The organism is Streptomyces sp. BJ20, from assembly GCF_022869105.1.
Classification (GTDB): Bacteria; Actinomycetota; Actinomycetes; order Streptomycetales; family Streptomycetaceae; genus Streptomyces; species Streptomyces griseoincarnatus.
The window spans coordinates 6,469,148-6,489,535 of the sequence record NZ_CP094918.1 but is presented as its reverse complement, the minus strand read 5'-3'; the positions used below and the strand labels follow the sequence as shown (position 1 = coordinate 6,489,535).

General features: G+C 72.5%; 18 protein-coding genes. 9 read left to right on the top strand and 9 right to left on the bottom strand.

Annotated elements, in window-relative coordinates; genetic code table 11:
* Positions 1–64: 64 nt before the first annotated feature.
* From MTR79_RS29270 to MTR79_RS29260, 3 genes are all read left to right on the top strand, one after another.
* Positions 65–1,885 (top strand): DEAD/DEAH box helicase, encoded by a 1,821-nt coding sequence (locus tag MTR79_RS29270; protein WP_244792381.1) that lies wholly within the window; start codon positions 65–67, stop codon positions 1,883–1,885.
* Positions 1,886–2,208: 323 nt separating this feature from the next.
* Positions 2,209–2,850 (top strand): helix-turn-helix domain-containing protein, encoded by a 642-nt coding sequence (locus MTR79_RS29265; protein ID WP_086702234.1) that lies wholly within the window; start codon positions 2,209–2,211, stop codon positions 2,848–2,850.
* A gap of 92 nt (positions 2,851–2,942) precedes the next feature.
* Positions 2,943–3,734, top strand: coding sequence for a S16 family serine protease (locus MTR79_RS29260; RefSeq protein ID WP_189365209.1), 792 nt, complete (start codon positions 2,943–2,945; stop codon positions 3,732–3,734).
* A 6-nt stretch (positions 3,735–3,740) separates the two neighbouring features.
* Here the strand turns inward: MTR79_RS29260 and MTR79_RS29255 are convergent, their stop codons facing one another.
* The 5 genes from MTR79_RS29255 to MTR79_RS29235 all read right to left on the bottom strand — a co-directional run bounded on the left by MTR79_RS29255 (position 3,741) and on the right by MTR79_RS29235 (position 7,970).
* Positions 3,741–4,715, bottom strand: a complete 975-nt coding sequence (locus MTR79_RS29255) for a glycine betaine ABC transporter substrate-binding protein (protein ID WP_244792379.1) — start codon at positions 4,713–4,715, stop codon at positions 3,741–3,743.
* Positions 4,712–5,458 (bottom strand): ABC transporter permease, encoded by a 747-nt coding sequence (locus MTR79_RS29250; RefSeq protein WP_238695878.1) that lies wholly within the window; start codon positions 5,456–5,458, stop codon positions 4,712–4,714. The genes MTR79_RS29255 and MTR79_RS29250 overlap by 4 nt, the downstream gene beginning before the upstream one ends.
* Before the next feature lie 95 nt (positions 5,459–5,553).
* Positions 5,554–6,828: a betaine/proline/choline family ABC transporter ATP-binding protein gene (locus MTR79_RS29245; protein WP_122212670.1), complete on the bottom strand. Its 1,275-nt coding sequence runs from the start codon at positions 6,826–6,828 to the stop codon at positions 5,554–5,556.
* Positions 6,821–7,468, bottom strand: coding sequence for an ABC transporter permease (locus MTR79_RS29240; RefSeq protein ID WP_086702242.1), 648 nt, complete (start codon positions 7,466–7,468; stop codon positions 6,821–6,823). The genes MTR79_RS29245 and MTR79_RS29240 overlap by 8 nt, the downstream gene beginning before the upstream one ends.
* Positions 7,469–7,499: 31 nt before the next feature.
* On the bottom strand, positions 7,500–7,970 hold the full coding sequence (locus MTR79_RS29235; RefSeq protein ID WP_048460563.1) for an Lrp/AsnC family transcriptional regulator: 471 nt from the start codon (positions 7,968–7,970) through the stop codon (positions 7,500–7,502).
* A gap of 122 nt (positions 7,971–8,092) precedes the next feature.
* On the opposite strand from MTR79_RS29235, the gene hppD reads away from it, so the two are divergent.
* Positions 8,093–9,238: a 4-hydroxyphenylpyruvate dioxygenase gene (gene hppD / locus MTR79_RS29230; protein WP_048460562.1), complete on the top strand. Its 1,146-nt coding sequence runs from the start codon at positions 8,093–8,095 to the stop codon at positions 9,236–9,238.
* A 19-nt stretch (positions 9,239–9,257) separates the two neighbouring features.
* On the opposite strand, the gene MTR79_RS29225 is transcribed toward hppD, so the two are convergent.
* Positions 9,258–10,652, bottom strand: coding sequence for a tetratricopeptide repeat protein (locus MTR79_RS29225; RefSeq protein WP_244792377.1), 1,395 nt, complete (start codon positions 10,650–10,652; stop codon positions 9,258–9,260).
* Between the two features lie 103 nt (positions 10,653–10,755).
* On the opposite strand from MTR79_RS29225, the gene MTR79_RS29220 reads away from it, so the two are divergent.
* The 3 genes from MTR79_RS29220 (at position 10,756) to MTR79_RS29210 (ending at position 14,699) form a co-directional block, all read left to right on the top strand.
* Positions 10,756–12,171 (top strand): FAD-linked oxidase C-terminal domain-containing protein, encoded by a 1,416-nt coding sequence (locus tag MTR79_RS29220; RefSeq protein ID WP_244792375.1) that lies wholly within the window; start codon positions 10,756–10,758, stop codon positions 12,169–12,171.
* 115 nt (positions 12,172–12,286) lie between these two features.
* The gene (locus tag MTR79_RS29215; protein ID WP_244792373.1) at positions 12,287–13,759 is read left to right on the top strand and encodes an RDD family protein; all 1,473 of its coding nucleotides are present in this window, start codon (positions 12,287–12,289) and stop codon (positions 13,757–13,759) included.
* Between the two features lie 142 nt (positions 13,760–13,901).
* Complete coding sequence (locus tag MTR79_RS29210; protein WP_244792371.1) at positions 13,902–14,699, top strand: RDD family protein; 798 nt, start codon at positions 13,902–13,904, stop codon at positions 14,697–14,699.
* An 85-nt stretch (positions 14,700–14,784) separates the two neighbouring features.
* Here the strand turns inward: MTR79_RS29210 and MTR79_RS29205 are convergent, their stop codons facing one another.
* Complete coding sequence (locus MTR79_RS29205; RefSeq protein WP_086704999.1) at positions 14,785–15,069, bottom strand: hypothetical protein; 285 nt, start codon at positions 15,067–15,069, stop codon at positions 14,785–14,787.
* 397 nt (positions 15,070–15,466) lie between these two features.
* On the opposite strand from MTR79_RS29205, the gene MTR79_RS29200 reads away from it, so the two are divergent.
* Positions 15,467–17,821, top strand: coding sequence for an immune inhibitor A domain-containing protein (locus MTR79_RS29200; RefSeq protein WP_086704998.1), 2,355 nt, complete (start codon positions 15,467–15,469; stop codon positions 17,819–17,821).
* A 122-nt stretch (positions 17,822–17,943) separates the two neighbouring features.
* Positions 17,944–18,273 (top strand): hypothetical protein, encoded by a 330-nt coding sequence (locus MTR79_RS29195; RefSeq protein ID WP_086704997.1) that lies wholly within the window; start codon positions 17,944–17,946, stop codon positions 18,271–18,273.
* A 42-nt stretch (positions 18,274–18,315) separates the two neighbouring features.
* Here the strand turns inward: MTR79_RS29195 and MTR79_RS29190 are convergent, their stop codons facing one another.
* Both MTR79_RS29190 and MTR79_RS29185 read right to left on the bottom strand, forming a co-directional pair.
* Entirely contained in the window at positions 18,316–18,903 is a 588-nt protein-coding gene (locus MTR79_RS29190; RefSeq protein ID WP_244792368.1) for an isochorismatase family protein, read from the bottom strand.
* A gap of 112 nt (positions 18,904–19,015) precedes the next feature.
* Positions 19,016–20,362, bottom strand: a complete 1,347-nt coding sequence (locus tag MTR79_RS29185; RefSeq protein WP_086701796.1) for a nicotinate phosphoribosyltransferase — start codon at positions 20,360–20,362, stop codon at positions 19,016–19,018.
* Between the last annotated feature and the right edge of the window lie 26 nt (positions 20,363–20,388).

The following is a 20,388-nucleotide window of genomic DNA, read 5'->3' as shown; positions in this document are numbered from 1 at the left end:
ACGGCCGCGTAGCGGCATGTGCGTCACCGCCGCATCGGTAGGGTGGCCCGGTTGTCCCACGCAGATGCGCCGACCCACCCCCCCGGAGATCGTGACTACCACCGCCGGCACCGCCTCGCACCACCTGTCCCCGGCCTTCCCCGGCCGTGCCCCCTGGGGTACCGCCGGCAAGCTGCGCGCCTGGCAGCAGGGGGCGATGGACAAGTACATCCAGGCTCAGCCCCGTGACTTCCTCGCGGTCGCCACGCCCGGCGCCGGAAAGACCACGTTCGCGCTGACGCTGGCGTCCTGGCTGCTGCACCACCACGTCGTGCAGCAGGTGACCGTCGTCGCGCCCACCGAGCATCTGAAGAAGCAGTGGGCGGAGGCGGCCGCCCGCATAGGCATCAAGCTCGACCCGGAGTACAGCGCGGGCCCGCTCGGCAGGGAGTACCACGGCGTCGCCGTCACGTACGCCGGTGTCGGCGTGCGCCCCATGCTGCACCGCAACCGCGTCGAGCAGCGCAAGACGCTCGTGATCCTGGACGAGATCCACCACGCCGGTGACTCCAAGTCGTGGGGCGAGGCCTGCCTGGAGGCGTTCGAGCCGGCCACCCGCCGGCTCGCGCTGACCGGTACGCCGTTCCGCTCGGACACCAACCCCATCCCGTTCGTGACGTACGAGGAGGGCGACGACGGGATCCGCCGGTCGTCCGCCGACTACACCTACGGGTACGGCTCCGCCCTCGCCGACGGCGTCGTCCGTCCGGTGATCTTCATGTCGTACAGCGGCAACATGCGCTGGCGCACCAAGGCCGGCGACGAGATCGCCGCCCGGCTCGGCGAGCCCATGACCAAGGACGCGATCAGCCAGGCCTGGCGCACCGCCCTCGACCCGCGCGGTGAGTGGATGCCGTCCGTGCTGCGCGCCGCCGACCATCGGCTCACCGAGGTCAGGAAGGCCATCCCGGACGCCGGCGCCCTGGTCATCGCCTCCGACCAGGACTCCGCCCGCGCCTACGCCAAGCTGATCCGCGACATCACCGGCCACAAGGCCACCCTCGTCCTCTCCGACGACGCCGGCGCGTCCCAGCGGATCGACGAGTTCAGCGCGAGCGACGACCGCTGGATGGTGGCCGTCCGCATGGTGTCCGAGGGCGTCGACGTCCCGCGCCTCGCGGTCGGCGTGTACGCCACCACCATCTCCACGCCCCTCTTCTTCGCCCAGGCCGTCGGCCGCTTCGTGCGGTCCCGGCGGCGCGGCGAGACCGCGTCCGTGTTCCTGCCGACCGTGCCGGACCTGCTCGGCTTCGCAGGCGAGATGGAGCGCGAGCGCGACCACGTCCTCGACAAGCCCAAGAAGGAGGGCGAGGAGGACCCCTATGCCGAGTCCGAGAAGGAGATGGACGAGGCGAACAAGCAGCAGGACGAGGACACCGGCGAGCAGGACATGCTGCCCTTCGAGGCGCTGGAGTCCGACGCCGTCTTCGACCGGGTGACGTACAACGGGGCCGATTTCGGCATGCAGGCGCACCCCGGGAGCGAGGAGGAGCAGGACTACCTCGGCATCCCCGGCCTGCTGGAGCCGGACCAGGTGCAGCTGCTGCTCCAGAAGCGGCAGGCACGGCAGATCGCGCACAGCAGGAAGAAGCCGGCCGAGGAGGCCGACCTGCTCGAACTTCCGGCCGAGCGGCGGCCCGTGGTCTCCCACAAGGACATGATGGAGCTGCGCAAGAAGCTCAACTCGCTCGTCGGCGCCTACGCCCACCAGAGCGGCAAGCCGCACGGCGTGATCCACACCGAGCTGCGCCGGGTGTGCGGCGGTCCGCCGTCCGCCGAGGCGACGGCGGGACAGCTGGGCCAGCGGATCGCCAAGGTGCAGGAGTGGGCCACCCGCATGCGGTGAGACGCCTGTGCGTCACGTGTGGACGGGGAAGCGACGGGGAGCGGTCCCCTCGTGAGCGTACCGGGACAAAAGTGACCAGTTTGTTCAACTGGTGACCGGATTCTGGACGGAGCCTTCCGCTCAGCGGGACCGGCTCGCTACTGTCCCGCTACGCACACGCCCCGTGGCAGCGCCGCCGCGGAGCGCAGCCGTGAAGCGACTGTGCCCGGGACTGGTCCGGGCCGCCGGCCGATCGGCGGCCCTCTGAAGCGCGTGACCGCCGGGACCGGTGACGCACCTGCAGCGAGGGGGCCGTCGACCTCACCACTGAAGGAGTGGGCGTCGTGACCGCGGAGACCTCTCAGACGCTCGACAGGGGCCTACGGGTCCTGAAACTGCTCGCCGACACGGATCACGGGCTGACCGTCACCGAGCTTTCCCAGAAACTGGGCGTCAACCGGACCGTCGTGTACCGGTTGCTCGCCACGCTCGAGCAGCACGCGCTGGTCCGCCGCGACCTCGGCGGCAGGGCCCGCGTCGGCCTCGGCGTGCTGCGGCTGGGACGACAGGTGCACCCGCTGGTCCGGGAGGCGGCGATGCCGGCGCTGCGGTCTCTCGCGGAGGACATCGGCGCCACCGCCCACCTGACCCTGGTCGACGGGGCGGAGGCCCTCGCCGTGGCGGTGGTGGAGCCGTCGTGGACCGACTACCACGTGGCCTACCGGGCCGGGTTCCGGCATCCGCTGGACCGCGGCGCCGCGGGCAAGGCGATACTCGCCGCCCGGCAGAAGGCCCCCGGCGACCCCGGCTACACCCTCACCCACGGCGAGCTGGAGACCGGCGCCTGCGGGGCGGCCGCGCCGCTCGTGGGTGTCACGGGCGTCGAGGGGAGCGTGGGCGTCGTCATGCTGGCGGACGTCGTGCCGGAACGGGTCGGCAAGCGGGTGGTGGAGGCAGCCCGTGAGGTCGCCGAGGCCCTGCGCTGACCGTACGCACCGGGCGGGGGCGCCCACCCCGGCGGATCCGCCCCCGTGGGCTCCCCGGCCGGGTGCCACGCCCGTCACGTTAGATTGGCTCCGTGCTCACTCGCCTCACACGTCCCCAGGCCCTGGCCGTCTGCGCCGCCCCGGCCGCCGCGCTGCTGGCCACCGCCGTGCTCGCGCCGCTGCCCTTCTCCGTGGCGCAGCCCGGGTTGACGGCCGACGTGCTCGGCGAGAACAAGGGGCAGCAGGTCATCACCGTCTCCGGCGCCCCCGTACGGGAGACCACCGGCCAGCTGCGGATGACCACCATCGAGGCGACCTCGCCGGACACCCGCGTCAGCCTGCCGCAGGTGATCGACAGCTGGTTCAGCACGGACGAGGCGGTCATGCCCCGCGACGCCGTCTACCCCAGCGGGGACGACGTCCAGGAGATCGAGCAGTTCAACCGGAAGCAGATGAAGGAGTCCCAGGACGAGGCCACCCGGGCCGCGCTGACGTACCTGGGCCGCGAGAACCAGGGCATCGACGTCACCCTGAAGCTCGCCGACGTCGGCGGCCCGAGCGCCGGACTGCTGTTCTCCCTCGGCATCGTCGACAAACTGGACGGCGACGGCAGCGGCGGCGACCTCACCGGCGGCCGGGTCGTGGCCGGCACCGGCACCATCGACGCCGAGGGCCGGGTCGGCGCGGTCGGGGGCGTGCCGCTGAAGACGCAGGCCGCCAAGCGGGACGGCGCCACCGTCTTCCTCGTCCCGCGCGACGAGTGCGCCGAGGCCAAGGCCGAACTGCCCCAGGGGCTGCGCCTGGTTCCGGTGACCACGCTGGAGGGCGCCGTGGACGCGCTGGTCGCCCTGGAGAAGGGCGCCGGCGAGGTCCCCGCCTGCTGACCCCCGCTACCCCTCCTGCACGAACCCCTCGGCCACCATCCAGTCCAGCGCGACCTGGTGGGGGTCCTCCCCGTCGACGTCGACCCGGGCGTTGAGGGTCTGCGCCACGTTGTTGTCCAGCTTCTCCGTGACCGGGGCCAGCACCTCGGCGATCGCCGGCCACTCCTCAAGCGTCTTGCTGTTCACGGTCGGGGCCGCGTTGTAGTTGGGGAAGAAATTCTTGTCGTCCTCCATCACCACCAGGTTCATGGACTTGATCCGCCCGTCGGTGGTGTACACCTCGCCGTAGGTGCAGGCGCCCTCGGCCGTCTGCGTGTAGATGATCCCGGAGTCCATCTGCGTGATGTTGCCCGCCGGGACGCTCATCCCGTACGCCTTCTGCATGCCGGGCAGTCCGTCCGCGCGGTTGGCGAACTCGCCCTCCACGCACAGCGTCACCGCGCCCGGGTCGGTCTTCGACAGCTCCGCGACCTCCGACAGGGTGCGGGTGCGGTACCGCTCGTAGTTGGCCTGGTTCATGGCCAGGGCGTACGTGTTGTTCAGCTCCGACGGCTCCAGCCAGGTCACGCCGTTCTTCAGGTCCGCGTCCCGCACCGCCCGCCACTGCTCCCGGGGGTCGGGGATCGGTCTGCTGTTGCCCAGGTACGTGATCCACCCTGTGCCCGTGTACTCCCACCCGGCGTCCGCCTCGCCCTTGACGACCGCCTCCCGCGAGCCGACCGAGCCCTGGATGCCCGTCCTGTCCACCACCTCCGCGCCCGCCGCCTGGAAGGCGATCCCCATGATCGCGCCGAGGATCAGCTGCTCCGTGAACTCCTTGGAGGTGACGGTGAGATCGGCGCCCTCCAGCGGCTTCCCCCGGCCGATCGTGCCCGGCTCCACGTCGTCGACCATGGGCGACCCGCTGGTCAGCCCGCACCCCGACACCACCGCGAGCAGCACCGCCGCCAGCGCCGACCGCACCCCCGGACGCCCGCTCACGGCCCGGCCTCCAGTCCGCGCGGCCGCAGCAGCAGCTCCGCCAGCGAGGCCAGCCAGTCCACCAGCAGGGCCAGCGCGACGGTGAGCACCGACCCCACCACCAGCACCGGCATCCGCTGGCTGGTGATCCCGGTGGTGATCAGCACGCCGAGTCCGCCGCCCCCGCCGAAGGTGGCCAGCGTCGCCGTGCCGACGTTCAGCACCAGCGCGGTGCGCACGCCCGCGAGGATCAGCGGCACGGCGAGCGGCAGTTCCACCCGGGTGAGCACGCCCACCGGGGACATGCCGATGCCGCGCGCGGCCTCCAGCAGCGCCGGGTCGTTGGCCCGCAGCCCGGCGATGGTGTTGGACAGCACCGGCAGCACGGCGTAGGCGATGATGCCGATCAGGGCCGCCCGGCGGCCGATGCCGAGCCAGATCACCAGCAGCGCCAGCAGGCCGATCGCCGGGGTGGCCTGGCCGATGTTGGCGAGCGTCATCACCACCGGGGTGGCCCGGCCGGCCTGCCCCCGGGTCAGCAGGATGCCCAGCGGAATGGCGATGATCAGCACGAAGAACGTCGAGATCGCGGTCAGCTCGATGTGCTGCCACAGCGCCTTCGACACCCGCCCGTCCGACAGCGCGTTGCGGGTGAGGGCGTCCAGGTCGGCCTGCTCGAACCACAGCCAGGTCGCCAGCAGCACGGCGATCAGCAGCAGCGGCAGCAGGGTCAGCTTCTGCCAGGTCACGCGCGTCGGCGCCACCGCCGGGCGGACCGGGGGAGGGGCCTCCTCCGCGTCCGGTCCCGTGTCCTCGCGCGTCTCGGGCCCATCGCCGGGCCGCCGCCCCTCGGAGGTCCTCACGCCTGCGCCTCCCCGCGGTCGCCCGAGGGGTGCGCGCCCTCCTGCTCGGCGTGCGTCTGCGCGGACCGCTGCTCCTCCAGGCCGGCCTGCGACTCCCGCGCCTCCAGCCGGTCCGCCTCCAGCAGCTCGTGCACGGAGTTCATCAGCGTCTCCACGTCCACGACACCCTCGTACGCGCCGCGCCGCCCGGTCACCGCGACGCGGCCCGTGTTGTCGGTGAGCACCGCCTCCAGGGCGTCCCGCAGGGTGGCGTCGCGGGTCACCGTGTCGTGCACCAGGACGCCCGCGCGGGCCAGGGAGCCCTGGGCGCGCACGATGTCGCCGCGCCGCAGCCACTTGTAGGGGCGGCCGCGCTTGTCCAGCACCAGCACCTCGTCCGTGCCGGCGGAGCGCAGCCGGGCGGAGATCTCGTCGAGCGGGTCGTCGACGCCCACCGTCGGGTAGTCGGTGATGGCCACGTCGCCGACCCGGGTGAGGTTGAGCCGCTTCAGCGCCGCGCCCGCGCCGACGAAGCCGGACACGAAGTCGTCGGCGGGGTTGGTGAGGATCGCCTCCGGGGTGTCGAACTGGGCGATGTGGGACTGCTCGCGCAGCACCGCGATCCGGTCGCCGATCTTGATCGCCTCGTCGAAGTCGTGGGTGACGAACACGATCGTCTTGTGCAGCTCCCGCTGGAGCCGGATCAGTTCGTCCTGGAGGTGGTCCCGGGTGATCGGGTCGACCGCGCCGAACGGCTCGTCCATCAGCAGCACCGGCGGGTCCGCCGCCAGCGCCCGCGCCACGCCGACGCGCTGCTGCTGGCCGCCGGAGAGCTGGCGCGGATAGCGGTCGCGGAACTCGCCGGGGTCCAGGCCGACCAGGTCCAGCATCTCCTCCACCCGGTCCCGCACCCGCCCGGACGGCCAGCGCAGCATCTTCGGCACCAGGGCGATGTTCTGCGCGACGGTCATGTGCGGGAACAGCCCGCTCGCCTGGATCGCGTAACCGATGGTGCGGCGCAGCTTCACCGGGTCCATGTCGGTGACGTCCTCGCCGCCGATGCGGATCCGGCCGCCGGTCGGCTCGATCAGCCGGTTGATCATCTTCAGGGTGGTGGACTTCCCGCACCCGGAGGGGCCGACGAGGATCACCGTCTCGCCCGCTCCGATCTCCATGCTGACGTTGTCGACGGCGGGCCGGTCGCTGCCCGGGTAGCGCTTGGTGAGGCCCTCCAGCTCGATGGTCGCCCCGACCGACCGGGGAGCGGCCTCGGTCGTCTCCGGCTCAGGCACGGATCCCCCTGGAGATGGTCAGCCGTCCGATCAGGACGTACGCGGCGTCGAACAGCAGGGCCAGGACGATGATCCCGAGGGTGCCGGCGAGCACCTGGTTCAGCGCGTTCTTGCTGCCCAGGGAGGCGATTCCGCGGAAGATCAGGTTGCCGAGGCCGGGTCCGGAGGCGAAGGCGGCGATGGCCGCGATGCCCATCAGCATCTGTGTGGAGACGCGGATCCCGGTGAGGATCGGCGGCCACGCCAGCGGCAGTTCCACCCGCACCAGCCGGGACAGCCGGGACATGCCGATGCCGGTGGCCGCGTCCACCAGCGCCGGGTCGACCCCGCGCAGGCCCACGATCGCGTTCCGCACGATGGGCAGCAGCCCGTACAGGGTCAGCGCGATCACGGTCGGCGGCACGCCCAGCCCCACGATCGGGATGAGCAGGCCGATCATGGCCAGCGCCGGGACGGTCAGCAGGGTCGCGGTGACGGTGGTGGCGAGGTTGCCCGCCCACTCGCTGCGGTAGGTGACGATGCCGATGACCACCCCGAGGGCGGTGGCCACCACCATGCACTGGAAGACGACGCTGGCGTGCTGGTAGGCGTCGACGAGCAGTTGCTGGTGCCGGCTCTCCAGGTACTCCCAGAAGTTCACATCCGCTCACCCCCAGCTCGGCCAGGTCCGGTCACTCACCGAGCGCGGCCTGCTCCACCAGCGGGATGATCCGCAGCGGAACGGGGTTCTCCATGACGATCGCCGTGGACGCCCGGACGATGCCATCAAAGCCGACGACGCGGTCGATCACCCGCTGAAGATCGGCGTTCGAGCGAGCCACGAGGCGGCACAGCATGTCCCCCGTGCCGGTGGTGGTGTGCAGCTCCAACACCTCCGGCACGGTCGCCAAGTGGGCCCGGACGTCGGCTCCTTGACCCTGTCTGATCTGCAGGGTCGCGAACGCGGTGACCGGGTAGCCGAGGGCCGCGGGGTCCACCTGCGGGCCGAATCCGCGGATGACTCCGTTCGACTGAAGCCGGTCCAGACGGGCCTGCACGGTCCCGCGCGCCACCCCCAGCCGACGGGACATCTCCAGCACCCCGATGCGCGGTTCACGCGCCAGCAGCACGATGATCCGCCCGTCCAGATGATCGATCGCCATACCGCTCTCCCCAGTGGTCATCCTGTACAGAAAGCCCGCCGGTACGGGCGTTCGGCTGAACATGTTGCCCAGTGAATGAGCGAACTATTGCGCACCTTGCAGGGCTGTTCCACCCTGCCCCTATGACGCAGACCACACACACCGCTCCCGACACCGCACGGCAGGCAGACCCCTTCCCGGTCAAGGGAATGGACGCGGTCGTCTTCGCCGTGGGCAACGCCAAGCAGGCGGCGCACTACTACTCCACCGCCTTCGGCATGCAGCTCGTCGCCTACTCCGGACCGGAGAACGGCAGCCGCGAGACCGCTTCCTACGTGCTGGAGAGCGGCTCGGCCCGCTTCGTCCTCACCTCGGTGATCAAGCGGTCCACCGAGTGGGGCGCCTTCCTCGAGGACCACGTGGCCGCGCACGGCGACGGTGTGATCGACCTCGCCATCGAGGTGCCGGACGCCCGCGCCGCGTACGCGTACGCGATCGAGCACGGCGCCACCTCCGTCGCCGAGCCGTACGAGCTGAAGGACGAGCACGGCACCGTCGTGCTGGCCGCCATCGCCACCTACGGCAAGACCCGGCACACCCTGGTCGAGCGCGGCGGCTACGACGGCCCCTACCTGCCCGGCTACGTCTCCGCCGCCCCGATGGTCGAGCCGCCGGCCAAGCGCTCCTTCCAGGCCGTCGACCACTGCGTCGGCAACGTCGAGCTCGGCCGCATGAACGAGTGGGTGGAGTTCTACAACAAGGTCATGGGCTTCACGAACATGAAGGAGTTCGTGGGCGACGACATCGCGACCGAGTACAGCGCGCTGATGTCCAAGGTCGTGGCCGACGGCACGCTCAAGGTCAAGTTCCCGATCAACGAGCCCGCCGTCGCCAAGAAGAAGTCCCAGATCGACGAGTACCTGGAGTTCTACGGCGGCGCCGGCGTCCAGCACATCGCGCTGAACACCAACGACATCGTGCACACCGTCCGCCAGATGCGCGCCGCCGGCGTGCAGTTCCTGGACACCCCGGACTCGTACTACGACACCCTCGGCGAGTGGGCGGGCGAGACCCGCGTGCCGGTGGAGACGCTGCGCGAGCTGAAGATCCTCGTCGACCGCGACGAGGACGGCTACCTGCTGCAGATCTTCACCAAGCCGGTCCAGGACCGCCCGACCGTCTTCTTCGAGATGATCGAGCGCCACGGCTCCATGGGCTTCGGCAAGGGCAACTTCAAGGCCCTGTTCGAGGCGATCGAGCGCGAGCAGGCCAAGCGCGGCAACCTGTAGGCGCCGCCCGCCCGCGCCCTCAGGAGGACTCGGGGCCCGCCTGGACGGACGGCTCACCCAGGCGGGCCAGCGCCTCCTTCGCTCGGGGCGCGTGCAGGGGCGAGAACCAGGGGTTGATCTGCAGCGCCTCCGTCAGATGGCGGCGCGCTGCCCCGTACCGCTCCAGGGATCGCTCGATCGTCCCCCGGTGGTAGGCGAACAGCGCGCTGCGCACGCCCCCGCCCTTCGTGCCCTCCGTGGCCCGCACCGCGAAGGGCAGAGCCTCCTCGTCCTCACCGGCCCGGTGCAGCGCCCAGCCCAGCGCGTCCGCGACCTCCGTCGACGGGTGCCGCTCCCACTCCGCCCGCAGCCGCCGCACCGCCGCCCGCGCGTCCCCGTGGTCGGCCTCGAACCGGCCCAGCACCAGCTCCTCGTCCGCGCCGTGCGCGGCGGCCAGCCGGACCCGCTCCCGCAGCAGCGCGTAGTGCACCTCGGCGGCCGACCGCATCCCCAGCGACTCGTACAGCTCGCCCAGCTCCAGCGCGTACTCCGGCCGCGGATGCCTCGCCAACGCCGTGCGGTACGCGCTCAGCGCCTCCGTGGTGCGGCCCAGCGCCGCCAGCGCCCTGCCCTGCCCGGCCTGGGCCGCCCGCTGGTCGGGGTCGGTGCGCACCGCCTCCCGGAAGTGACGCAGGGCGTCCTCCCGGTCGCCGCGCTCCCAGGCGAGCTGCCCGGCCCGCTCCAGGTAGGCCGCGCGCTCGACGGGCTCCCCGGCGGCCGACGCGGCGTCCGCGATCTTCGCCGCCGCGTCCTCCCGCCAGCCGCGGTCCCGGTAGACGGCCGCCGCCCGCACCATCACCGCCGGGCCCGAGCGCAGCTCCATGAGCTTCTCCAGCAGCCGGCCGGTCTCCTCGTCGTCGCCGAGCCCGGCGGACGCCTCGATCAGCGGCGGGTACGTCGTCCACCGTCCGGGCTCCAGCTTCCGCGCCGCCTCGCCCCACGCGCGGGCGCTCGCGTGGTCGCGGCGGGCGTTCGCCAGCACGGCCATCGCCCGCAGCGCCGGCACGTTGTCCTTCCGTACCTCCAGCGCGGTGCGCAGCGCCTTCTCGGCGCGCGGCCAGTACCGCGGGTCGGCCAGCCGCACCCCTTGCTCCACTTGGGCCGCGCCCAGCTCGGCCCAGGCGCGGGCGTCCCGGGGGTGCTTCCGCAGATGCCGTTCGCGCTCGGCGGCGAGCGCCTCCAGGTCGGGCAGCGCGGCCGGGACGCCGCTGGTCACCGCGGCCAGGGCGCGCTCCTGCGGGGTGGGCGCCGGGGGCGGCGCCTGCCCGCCCCACGGCAGCGTCACCAGGACCCCGCCCAGCACGGCGGTGCCGGCGGCCGAGGCGAGCAGGGCGCGGCGGTACCTCCGCCGGCGCGCACGAGGCTTGTCGTCCATGGCGCACACTGTGCGTCACACCCTGCCTACGTATGATCATCACACTCCGGACGGGCCCGGCCGCCCTCATGGGGTTCACACCGATGGCCCCGGGTGCCACGCTGTGATCATGAGCCGTATCGAAGCGCGACGCGATGAAGACACGGTGGCGGCCGGACCTCTCGTCGACCGGCTGCTCGGCGGCCTGCCCGCGGAGGCCGTCCTCACCGACCCGGACGTCACGGCCTCCTACGCCCACGACATGGCGAGCTTCTGCCCGGCCGGCAGCCCCGCGGTGGTGGTGCTGCCCCGGACGGCCGAGCAGGTCCAGCACGTGATGCGCACCGCCACCGAGCTGCGCGTGCCGGTCGTCCCGCAGGGCGCCCGCACCGGCCTGTCCGGCGCCGCCAACGCCACCGACGGCTGCATCGTGCTCTCGCTGACCAAGATGGACCGCATCCTGGAGATCGACCCGGTCGACCGGATCGCGGTCGTCGAACCGGGCGTGATCAACGCCGCCCTCTCCCGCGCGGTCGCCGAGCACGGCCTCGCCTACCCGCCGGACCCCTCCAGCTGGGAGATGTGCACCATCGGCGGCAACATCGGCACCGCCTCGGGCGGCCTGTGCTGCGTGAAGTACGGCGTCACCGCCGAGTACGTCCTCGGCCTGGACGTCGTCCTCGCCGACGGGCGGCTGCTCACCACCGGCCGCCGCACCGTGAAGGGCGTCGCCGGCTACGACCTGACCCGCCTGTTCGTCGGCTCCGAGGGGTCCCTCGGCATCGTCGTCCGCGCCGTCCTCGCGCTGCGGCCCAAGCCGCCGGAGCAGCTGGTGCTGGCCGCCGAGTTCGCCTCCGGCGCCGCCGCGAGCGACGCGGTGTGCCGGATCATGGCCGGCGGTCACGTGCCGTCCCTCCTCGAACTGATGGACCGCACCACCGTCAAGGCGGTCAACGACATGGCCCGCATGGGCCTGCCGGAGTCCACCGAGGCGCTGCTGCTGGCCGCGTTCGACACCACCGACCCCGCCGCCGACCTCGCCGCCCTCGGCGCCCTGTGCGAGGAGGCCGGCGCCACCCAGGTCGTCCCCGCCGAGGACGCCGCCGAGTCGGAGATGCTGCTCCAGGCCCGCCGGACGTCCCTGGTCGCGCTGGAGGCCGTCAAGGGCACCACGATGATCGACGACGTGTGCGTGCCCCGCTCCCGGCTCGGCGAGCTGATCGAGGGCGTCGAGCGGATCTCCGAGAAGCACGGGCTGACCATCGGCGTCGTCGCCCACGCCGGCGACGGCAACACCCACCCGACGGTCTGCTTCGACGCCTCCGACCCGGACGAGTCCCGGCGGGCCCGCGAGTCCTTCGACGAGATCATGGCGCTCGGCCTGGAACTCGGCGGCACCATCACCGGCGAGCACGGCGTGGGTGTGCTGAAGAAGGAGTGGCTGGCGCGGGAGGCCGGCCCGGTGTCCATGGAGATGCAGCGGGCCGTCAAGCGCGCGTTCGATCCGCTCGACATTCTGAACCCGGGCAAGCTCTTCTGAACGAGAAGGTGCCCGAAAGGGGTGGGGTCCGGCCGGACGGGACGTCCGGCCCCCGCCCGTCTGATAGATGTGGTGGCCCCCGACCCATCCCTCGAGCAGATACGGGACGACGGACATGAGCGCCCCAACCCCGGCACCCGGAGACGACAGGCCCCGCGAGGGGTACTACCCGGACCCCTCCATTCCCGGATACGTCCGGTACTGGAACGGCGCCTCCTGGGTGCCGGGCACCAGCCGTCCGGCACCCGCCGACGGAGAGCCGCTCGCCCCGCCGCCCGGCGCCGCACCGGCCGCCTCCTCCGGCGCCGCTCCGGCCGTGCCGTCCGTGGAGGAGACCGGCCCGCACTTCTTCGACGAGGACCCGGACGACGCGCCCGCCCCGGCGGCCTCGTCCCCGGCCGACGCCCAGCACGGCAGCCGGCCCGAGCCCGCCTCCGCCTGGGGCGCCGACCGCTCCCGCCAGTCCGGCTTCGGCGGCGACCAGGACCGCAAGGTCTCCTGGGGCACCGCGGGCGCCGACCCCCGCGTCCCGCACGACTCGGCGGCGGCGCAGGGCGGCCCGGCCGCGTCCGAAGCGGCGGCCGCCTCCCAGGACGCCCCGCGGGCGGACGGGACGTTCGTCTTCCGCAGGCCGACGGCCGACCCCGCGCGGCAGCCCGCCCCGTCCGGCGGCGCGGCGGCGTCCCCCGACGAGGGCACCATGACCTTCCGCGCCGTCCCCCCGCGCGCCGGGGAGACGAACGCGCCCGGCGCCGGACGGCCCGGCTTCACCGCCGGGAAGGCGGCGGCCGAGCGTACCGCCGCCGCGTCGGCGTCCGCGCCCGCCACCCCTCCGTCCGGCCCGCAGCAGGCCACCGCGCCCGCCGTACCCGCGCAGACCGCAGGACCCGCCGCCGCACCCTCCCCGGCCGCTTCCGCCCCGGCGGGCCAGCCGGCCGCGGCCCCGGCCGCCTCGACGCCGCTGACGACCGGCCCCGGGGGCGGGCAGCCCTCCTGGCCGCAGCAGGTGCACCGGCTCGCGGGCGCCACTCCGGAACCGCAGGCCGCGCCCTGGAAGCCCCCGGTCGACGACGTGTTCCAGGCCGCCGCCCGCCGCCAGGCCGCCGCCCGGCCCGCCACGCTGGGCCGACGGCTGGCCGCCCGGCTGCTCGACACGGTCGTCCTCGGCGCCGTCACCGCCGCGGCCGCCGTGCCCCTCGGCATGAAGGCCCTGGACCACGTCGACGCGAAGATCGAGGCGGCCAAGCTGTCCGGACGGACCGTCACGGTGTGGCTGATCGACGGCACCACCGCCGTCCACCTCGGCATCGTCCTCGCCGTCCTGCTGCTCGCCGGGGTGCTCCTCGAGGTGCTGCCCACCGTCAAATGGGGCCGCACGCTGGGCAAGAGGCTCATGGGTATCGAGGTGCGGGACATCGAGGCGCACGAGGCCCCGGGGTTCGGCGCGGCGCTGCGGCGCTGGCTGGTCTACTGCGTGCCCGGACTGCTCGTGGTCGGGGCCGTCGGCGTGCTGTGGTGCCTGTTCGACAAGCCCTGGCGCCAGTGCTGGCACGACAAGGCCGCGCACACCTTCGTCGCCGCCGCCTGACACCCGCGCCTGACACCCGCGCCCGACGCCGCCGCGCGACGCGGCGGCCTGACGGCGTGCCGGCCCGGCGGGCGGCGGCCCGGTACTCCGGACGGCGGCCCGCCGGATGCGGGGCTGCGGGGTTCGGGATCGGATCGGGGGCATGACCACCGAACCGCCCCCCGGCCCCGGTCAGCAGCAGCCGGACGACGACCCGTTCCGGAAGCAGCAGCAGCCGCCGGACGACGACCCGTTCAGGAAACAGCCCCCGCCGGGCGCCCCCGGCCCGGGCTCCGGTTCCCCGTACGACACCCCTGGCGCCACGCCCCCGCCCGGGCAGGGCGGCAGCCACCCCCACGAGGGCGGCGGCGCCTCGGGGCCCTACGGCGGCGGGGGAGCGGGCGGCCCCTACGGCGGGAGCGGCGGCCCGTACGGGGGCGGACCCGGCGGTCCCTACGGCGGCGGGCCGGGCGGCGGCCCCTACGGTGGCCAGCCGGGCGACCCGCTGGCCGGGATGCCCCCGCTCGCCGACAGCGGCCGGCGCACGCTGGCCCGCATCATCGACATGGTCCTCGTCGGCATCGTCGTCTGGCTGCTCACCTGGCCGGTCGGGGTCAGCGAGTACAACTTCGACGGCGACCAGGTCAACGTCGGCAACGGCTTCGCCCAGTCGGTCATCGCCGCCGCCCTGTACATCGCGTACGACACCTTCATGGCCGTCCGCTTCGGCCGCACCCTCGGCAAGAAGTGGCTGGGCATGCGGGTGGCCGACCTCGCCGACGGCTCCAACCCCTCCGTGCAGACCGCGCTGATCCGCGCGGCCGTGCTGTGGCTGCCGTTCGCCTTCTGCTGCGCCTGCGTGTGGACCGCGATCGCGGGCGGCTGGAGCTACTTCGACCGGCCCTACAAGCAGGGACTGCACGACAAGGCGGCCAGGACCGTCGTGGTCTCGGCCCGGTGAGGCCCGGCCGCCGCTCCGGCCACGCGGCCGGAGACCGCCTCAGGCGGGCGGGCTGGGCGTCAGGACGCCGCGCGCGGGCTGGGCGTCAGGACGCCGCCCGCTCGTGGACCGGTTCGCGGACCTGCTCGCGGGACGGGGACGGCACCGTGGCCCGCACCGGGAGCGGCGTCGCGGGCCGGGTCACGGCGGGGCGCCGGGACCGGGGGCCCGGTACGCGCACGGCCACCACGAGTCCCAGGGCGAGCGACACGACGGCGACCGCCGCGACGCCCGCGCCGGAACTCGTCCCGGACAGCAGCAGCAACGCGAAGGCCGACAGGATCACGGCGCACGAGCCGTAGGCGAACTGAGCGGCAGTCGGACGGGGCATGGCCATCGTGTCCTCGGAAGTCGGGGGCTGTCGGCCTGGCTTTCCGCCGGCTCAAGGGCGGTTCCGCCAAGCGACTCTAACCGCGAGAGTGCCCGAGGGGAACGGACGGTAAGCGTGACCTGACCTACAGGGCCGATGCACAGGGGGCGCACGGATTCATGACGCCCCGCACACGGCTGGACAGACGTATCCTCCGGGGTTTCGCGCGGAACTGTCCGCAATGCGAACCGCCGCTCCGCATAACGTGTTTGATCTGTCCAAGTCAAGGTCTGTTTTTTCTGCCGAACCTCTAGTCAAATGACGTCACTTGACTACACGCGTTGATCACGTGCGCGCGGGACCTTCCATAGACGGAACCTCCTTCGGCCGCGCGCAGGCACGCGGGAGGGGATCTCAAGTGACCAGTAGACCCTGGACGTTCAGAGCGGCCGCGATAGGCGTGGCCCTTGCGGCGGCCACCGCCACCTGCTCTGCGTTCACCGTGGCGCAGGCGGACTCGGCCGACCCGGCCGACCGTCCCAGCGCCGTGGACAGGCACGACCCGGCGTCGAACAACCACGTCGACCACGACCTCGAGGGCCCGCTCTCCAAGACGCAGGCGGCCCAGCGCGAGGAGGCACTCAACCAGGTGCTCTCCGGCAGGACGTCGGTCAAGAACCGTGACGGTTCGAAGGTCGTCCAGCTGAAGAGCAAGAAGGGCGACAGCAAGTACGTCGAGCTCGGCCGGGAGAAGACCGACAAGATCTTCACCATCCTGGTGGAGTTCGGCGACAAGATCGACAGCCGCTACGGCGGCACCCCGGGCCCCCTGCACAACCAGATCGCCAAGCCGGACCGCGAGGTGGACAACTCCACGGCCTGGCAGGCGGACTACGACCAGCAGCACTTCGAGGACCTGTACTTCGGGTCCGGCAAGGGCGTCGACTCGGTCAAGACGTACTTCGAGAAGCAGTCCTCGGGCCGCTACTCGGTGGACGGCGAGGTCTCCGACTGGGTCAAGGTGCCCTACAACGAGGCCCGCTACGGCTCCAACAAGTGTGTGCCCGACAACTGCGCCTGGTACGCGGTGCAGGACGGCGTCACCGCCTGGGCCGAGCAGCAGAAGGCCGCCGGCCGGACCGACGCCCAGATCAAGGCGCAGCTGTCCCAGTACGACCTGTGGGACCGCTACGACTTCGACGGCGACGGCGACTTCAACGAGCCCGACGGTTACATCGACCACTTCCAGATCGTGCACGCCGGTGAGGACGAGTCCGCCGGCGGCGGCGCCCAGGGCGAGGACGCGATCTGGGCCCACCGCTGGTACGCCTTCGGCACCGACGCCGGCGCCACCGGCCCCGAGAACAACAAGCTCGGCGGCACGCAGATCGGCGACACCGGGATCTGGGTCGGCGACTACACCATCCAGCCGGAGAACGGCGGACTCGGCGTCTTCGCCCACGAGTACGGCCACGACCTCGGCCTGCCGGACCTCTACGACACCCAGGGCGGCGAGAACGCCACCGGCTTCTGGACGCTGATGTCGTCCGGTTCCTGGCTGGGCACCGGCAAGAACGAGATCGGCAACCTGCCCGGCGACATGACCGCCTGGGACAAGCTGCAGCTCGGCTGGCTGAACTACGACACCGCCAAGGCCGGCGTCAACTCCTGGCACAAGCTGGGCGTCGCCGAGTACAACACCAAGCACAAGCAGGCGCTGGTCGTCCAGCTCCCGAAGAAGGCCGTCACCACCGAGATCGTGGAGCCGGCCGAGGGCCGGACCCAGTGGTGGAGCGGCAGCGGTGACGACCTGCGGAACACGCTCACCCGCAGCGTCGACCTCACCGGCAGGTCGTCGGCCGAGCTGTCCCTGGACGGCTGGTACGAGATCGAGTCCGACTACGACTTCCTCTACACCGAGGTGTCCACCGACGGCGGCGCCAACTGGACCGCCCTGGACGGCACGGTGGACGGTCAGCCGATCCCGCGGGACGGCAGCGACAAGCCGGCCCTGCACGGCACGGTCGACGGCTTCAAGAAGCTCGTGTACCCGCTGGACGCCTACGCGGGCCAGAAGATCGACCTGCGCTTCCGCTACCAGACCGACGGCGGCGTCGCCCTGAAGGGCTTCGCGGCCGACGCGATCACGGTGACGGCGGACGGCACCGCGCTCTTCACGGACAACGCCGAGACGGCCGACGAGGCCTGGACGGCGAAGGGCTTCTCCCGCATCGGCGCGTCGTTCACCAACGACTACGAGCAGTACTACATCGCCGAGAACCGGCAGTACGTCTCGTACGACAAGACGCTGAAGGTCGGCCCGTACAACTTCGGCTTCGCGAACAGCCGTCCGGACTGGGTCGAGCACTACGCGTACCAGAACGGCCTGCTGATCTGGAAGTGGGACACCTCCCAGCAGGACAACAACACGAGCGTGCACCCGGGCACGGGTCTGATCCTCCCGATCGACTCCCACCCGACCGCGCTCAAGTGGTCCGACGGCACCCTGATGCGCAACCGCATCCAGACCTACGACGCCACGTTCAGCAAGTTCCGCACCGACGCCATCACCCTGCACAAGGCGGACGTCGCCCGGTACATCCCGTCCTCGAAGGGTGTGTCGGTCTTCAACGACCGCACCAACACCTACTGGGACCCGGCGAACCCGACCGGCAGCGTCCAGGTCACTGACACCAACACCAAGATCAAGATCAAGAAGGAAGCCAAGGACGGCTCCACGATCGAGCTCGAGGTGGGCCCCGCAGGCCGGTAAATAGCGTTCTCGCAGGTCAGCACATGATCGGCGGTGACCCCCTGGCGGGTCACCGCCGATCCGTGTTTAGGTGCCTCCTGTGGCTCTCTTATTGACACCTGCTGATACGGGGGTATGACCGCATGGCCGCAGGAGGCTTCTGCAAGCTGCCGAACGGCACGGTGGTGGTGGCGCTGAACCTGCCCAGCCCCGCCGCCGACGCACCGGCCGGGGTACGGGTGCTGGTCCACGCGCAGAACCGGGCGCGCGCCCTGACCAGGCTGCGCAACCTGGGCCTGCGCGCCGTCTACCTGCGCGGGAACACCGCGCCGCCCACACCCGACGAGATCACGGCGGTCCTGCACCATCCCGACGGCCTGATATGGCGCACGGCGCCCGCCGGGGGCGGGCTGTCGGTGGAGCTGTGGCACCCGATCCGGGCGCTGATCATCCGCCCGGCCGCCCCCGCCTGACCGGCCGCCCCCGCCTGACCGGCCGCCTCCGCCTGACCCGGCTCACCGCACGACCGGCTTGCCGGACAGCTCCACGCCGGCCTCCCGCAGCTCCTCCAGCGTCCGCTCGGTGGTCTCCCGGGACACGCCCGCGGTGAGGTCGAGCAGCACCTGGGTGCGGAAGCCCTCACGGACCGCGTCCAGCGCGGTGGCCCGTACGCAGTGGTCGGTGGCGATGCCCACGACGTCCACCTCGTCGACCTCCCGCTCCCGCAGCCACTCGGCGAGCGGCGTGCCGTTCTCGTCGGCGCCCTCGAAGCCGCTGTAGGCCGCCGCGTACGCCCCCTTGTCGAAGACCGCGTCGACCGCCCCGGAGGTCACGGCGGGCGCGAAGTTCGGGTGGAAGCCGACGCCCTCGGTGCCGGCGACGCAGTGGGCGGGCCAGGAGCGCCGGAAGTCGGGGCGGTCGGAGAAGTGGTCGCCGGGGTCGACGTGGTGGTCCCGGGTGGCGACCACGTGCCGGTACCCGGCCGGTGCCTGGCCGATCAGCTCGGTCACGGCGGCGGCCACGTCGGCGCCGCCGGCGACGGCGAGGCTGCCCCCCTCGCAGAAGTCGTTCTGCACGTCTACGACGATCAGTGCGCGGCGCATGGTCGGTGTCCTTCGGCTCTGGGCGGACGGATGGATTCGGCGGGGCCGGGCGGGCGTGCCTCGGGCCCCGGGGGCGGAGCGACGGACGGGGGACTCGCGCCGTGGCTTGCCTTTAGCTACCCGACGGCAGGTGCACGTACTCCGTCGGAAGGACGGGTTCCCCGCGCGAGAGCTGTGTCGCGGACAGCGGGAGACCGGCGCGGGCGGCGGCGTGCCGGTCGCGGACCACGTCCAGCGGCTCGCGGGCGACCACCTCGCCGCCCCGCACCAGCGGCACCGTCAGCTGCCGGTCGGCCAGCTCGGGCGGGACCTCACCGGTGCCGATCACCTCGGCCTCGGCGACGCCGTCCGCGTCCCGCCGCCGCGCGGCCCACTTGCGGCCGCCGATCGACGTCTTGCCGCCGGTGGACTTCTTCGCCACCGGCACCAGCGGCGCCTCCGGGCCGGCGGACTCGGCGCGCGCGACCAGCTTGTAGACCATCGAGCAGGTCGGGTGCCCCGAGCCGGTCACCAGCTGCGTACCCACCCCGTACGCGTCCACCGGCGCGGCGGCCAGTGAGGCGATGGCGTACTCGTCCAGGTCCGAGGTGACGACGATCTTCGTGTCGCGTGCGCCCAGCTCGTCGAGCTGCTGCCGCACCCGGTGGGCCACCAGCAGCAGGTCGCCGGAGTCGATGCGCACCGCGCCCAGCCCGGGCCCGGCGACCTCCACGGCCGCGCGGACCGCCTCGGTCACGTCGTAGGTGTCCACCAGCAGGGTGGTGCCCGCGCCGAGGGAGTCCACCTGGGCGCGGAAGGCGTCCCGCTCGGTGTCGTGCAGCAGGGTGAAGGCGTGGGCGGAGGTGCCGACGGTGGGGATGTTGTAGCGGAAGCCGGCCGCCAGGTCGGAGGTGGAGGAGAAGCCGCCGATGTAGGCGGCGCGGGAGGCGGCCACGGCGGCCAGCTCGTGGGTGCGCCGGGCGCCCATCTCGATCAGCGGCCGGTCGCCGGCGGCGGACGACATCCGGGAGGCCGCGGCGGCGATGGCCGAGTCGTGGTTGAGGATCGACAGGATCACCGTCTCCAGCAGCACGCACTCGGCGAAGCTGCCCTCCACCCGCATGACCGGCGAGCCGGGGAAGTAGACCTCGCCCTCCGGGTAGCCCCAGACGTCGCCTGAGAAGCGGTAGCCGGCCAGCCAGTCCAGCGTTTCCTCGTCGACGACGGCCTTCTCGCGCAGGAAGCGCAGCAGGCCCTCGTCGAAGCGGAAGTTCTCCACCGCGTCCAGCACCCGGCCGGTGCCCGCCACGACGCCGTAGCGGCGGCCGTGCGGCAGCCGCCGGGTGAAGACCTCGAACACGCTGTGCCGCTCGGCCGTGCCGGCCTTCAGCGCCGCCTGCAGCATCGTCAGTTCGTACTGGTCGGTGAAGAGTGCCGTCGACGGAACATTCACCGGCAACCCAAGGTCCGCTGTGTCCATGGCGAGGATGGTACCCCCATTTCGTC

What these genes read in the sequence shown, in the direction of transcription:
- MTR79_RS29270 (WP_244792381.1), top strand. Translation starts at nt 65, where the DNA reads ATGCGCCGACCCACCCCCCCGGAGATCGTGACTACCACCGCCGGCACC.
- MTR79_RS29235 (WP_048460563.1), bottom strand. Translation starts at nt 7,970, where the DNA reads ATGGCGATCGATCATCTGGACGGGCGGATCATCGTGCTGCTGGCGCGT.
- hppD (WP_048460562.1), top strand. Translation starts at nt 8,093, where the DNA reads ATGACGCAGACCACACACACCGCTCCCGACACCGCACGGCAGGCAGAC.
- MTR79_RS29225 (WP_244792377.1), bottom strand. Translation starts at nt 10,652, where the DNA reads ATGGACGACAAGCCTCGTGCGCGCCGGCGGAGGTACCGCCGCGCCCTG.
- MTR79_RS29215 (WP_244792373.1), top strand. Translation starts at nt 12,287, where the DNA reads ATGAGCGCCCCAACCCCGGCACCCGGAGACGACAGGCCCCGCGAGGGG.
- MTR79_RS29210 (WP_244792371.1), top strand. Translation starts at nt 13,902, where the DNA reads ATGACCACCGAACCGCCCCCCGGCCCCGGTCAGCAGCAGCCGGACGAC.
- MTR79_RS29205 (WP_086704999.1), bottom strand. Translation starts at nt 15,069, where the DNA reads ATGCCCCGTCCGACTGCCGCTCAGTTCGCCTACGGCTCGTGCGCCGTG.
- MTR79_RS29195 (WP_086704997.1), top strand. Translation starts at nt 17,944, where the DNA reads ATGGCCGCAGGAGGCTTCTGCAAGCTGCCGAACGGCACGGTGGTGGTG.
- MTR79_RS29190 (WP_244792368.1), bottom strand. Translation starts at nt 18,903, where the DNA reads ATGCGCCGCGCACTGATCGTCGTAGACGTGCAGAACGACTTCTGCGAG.
- MTR79_RS29185 (WP_086701796.1), bottom strand. Translation starts at nt 20,362, where the DNA reads ATGGACACAGCGGACCTTGGGTTGCCGGTGAATGTTCCGTCGACGGCA.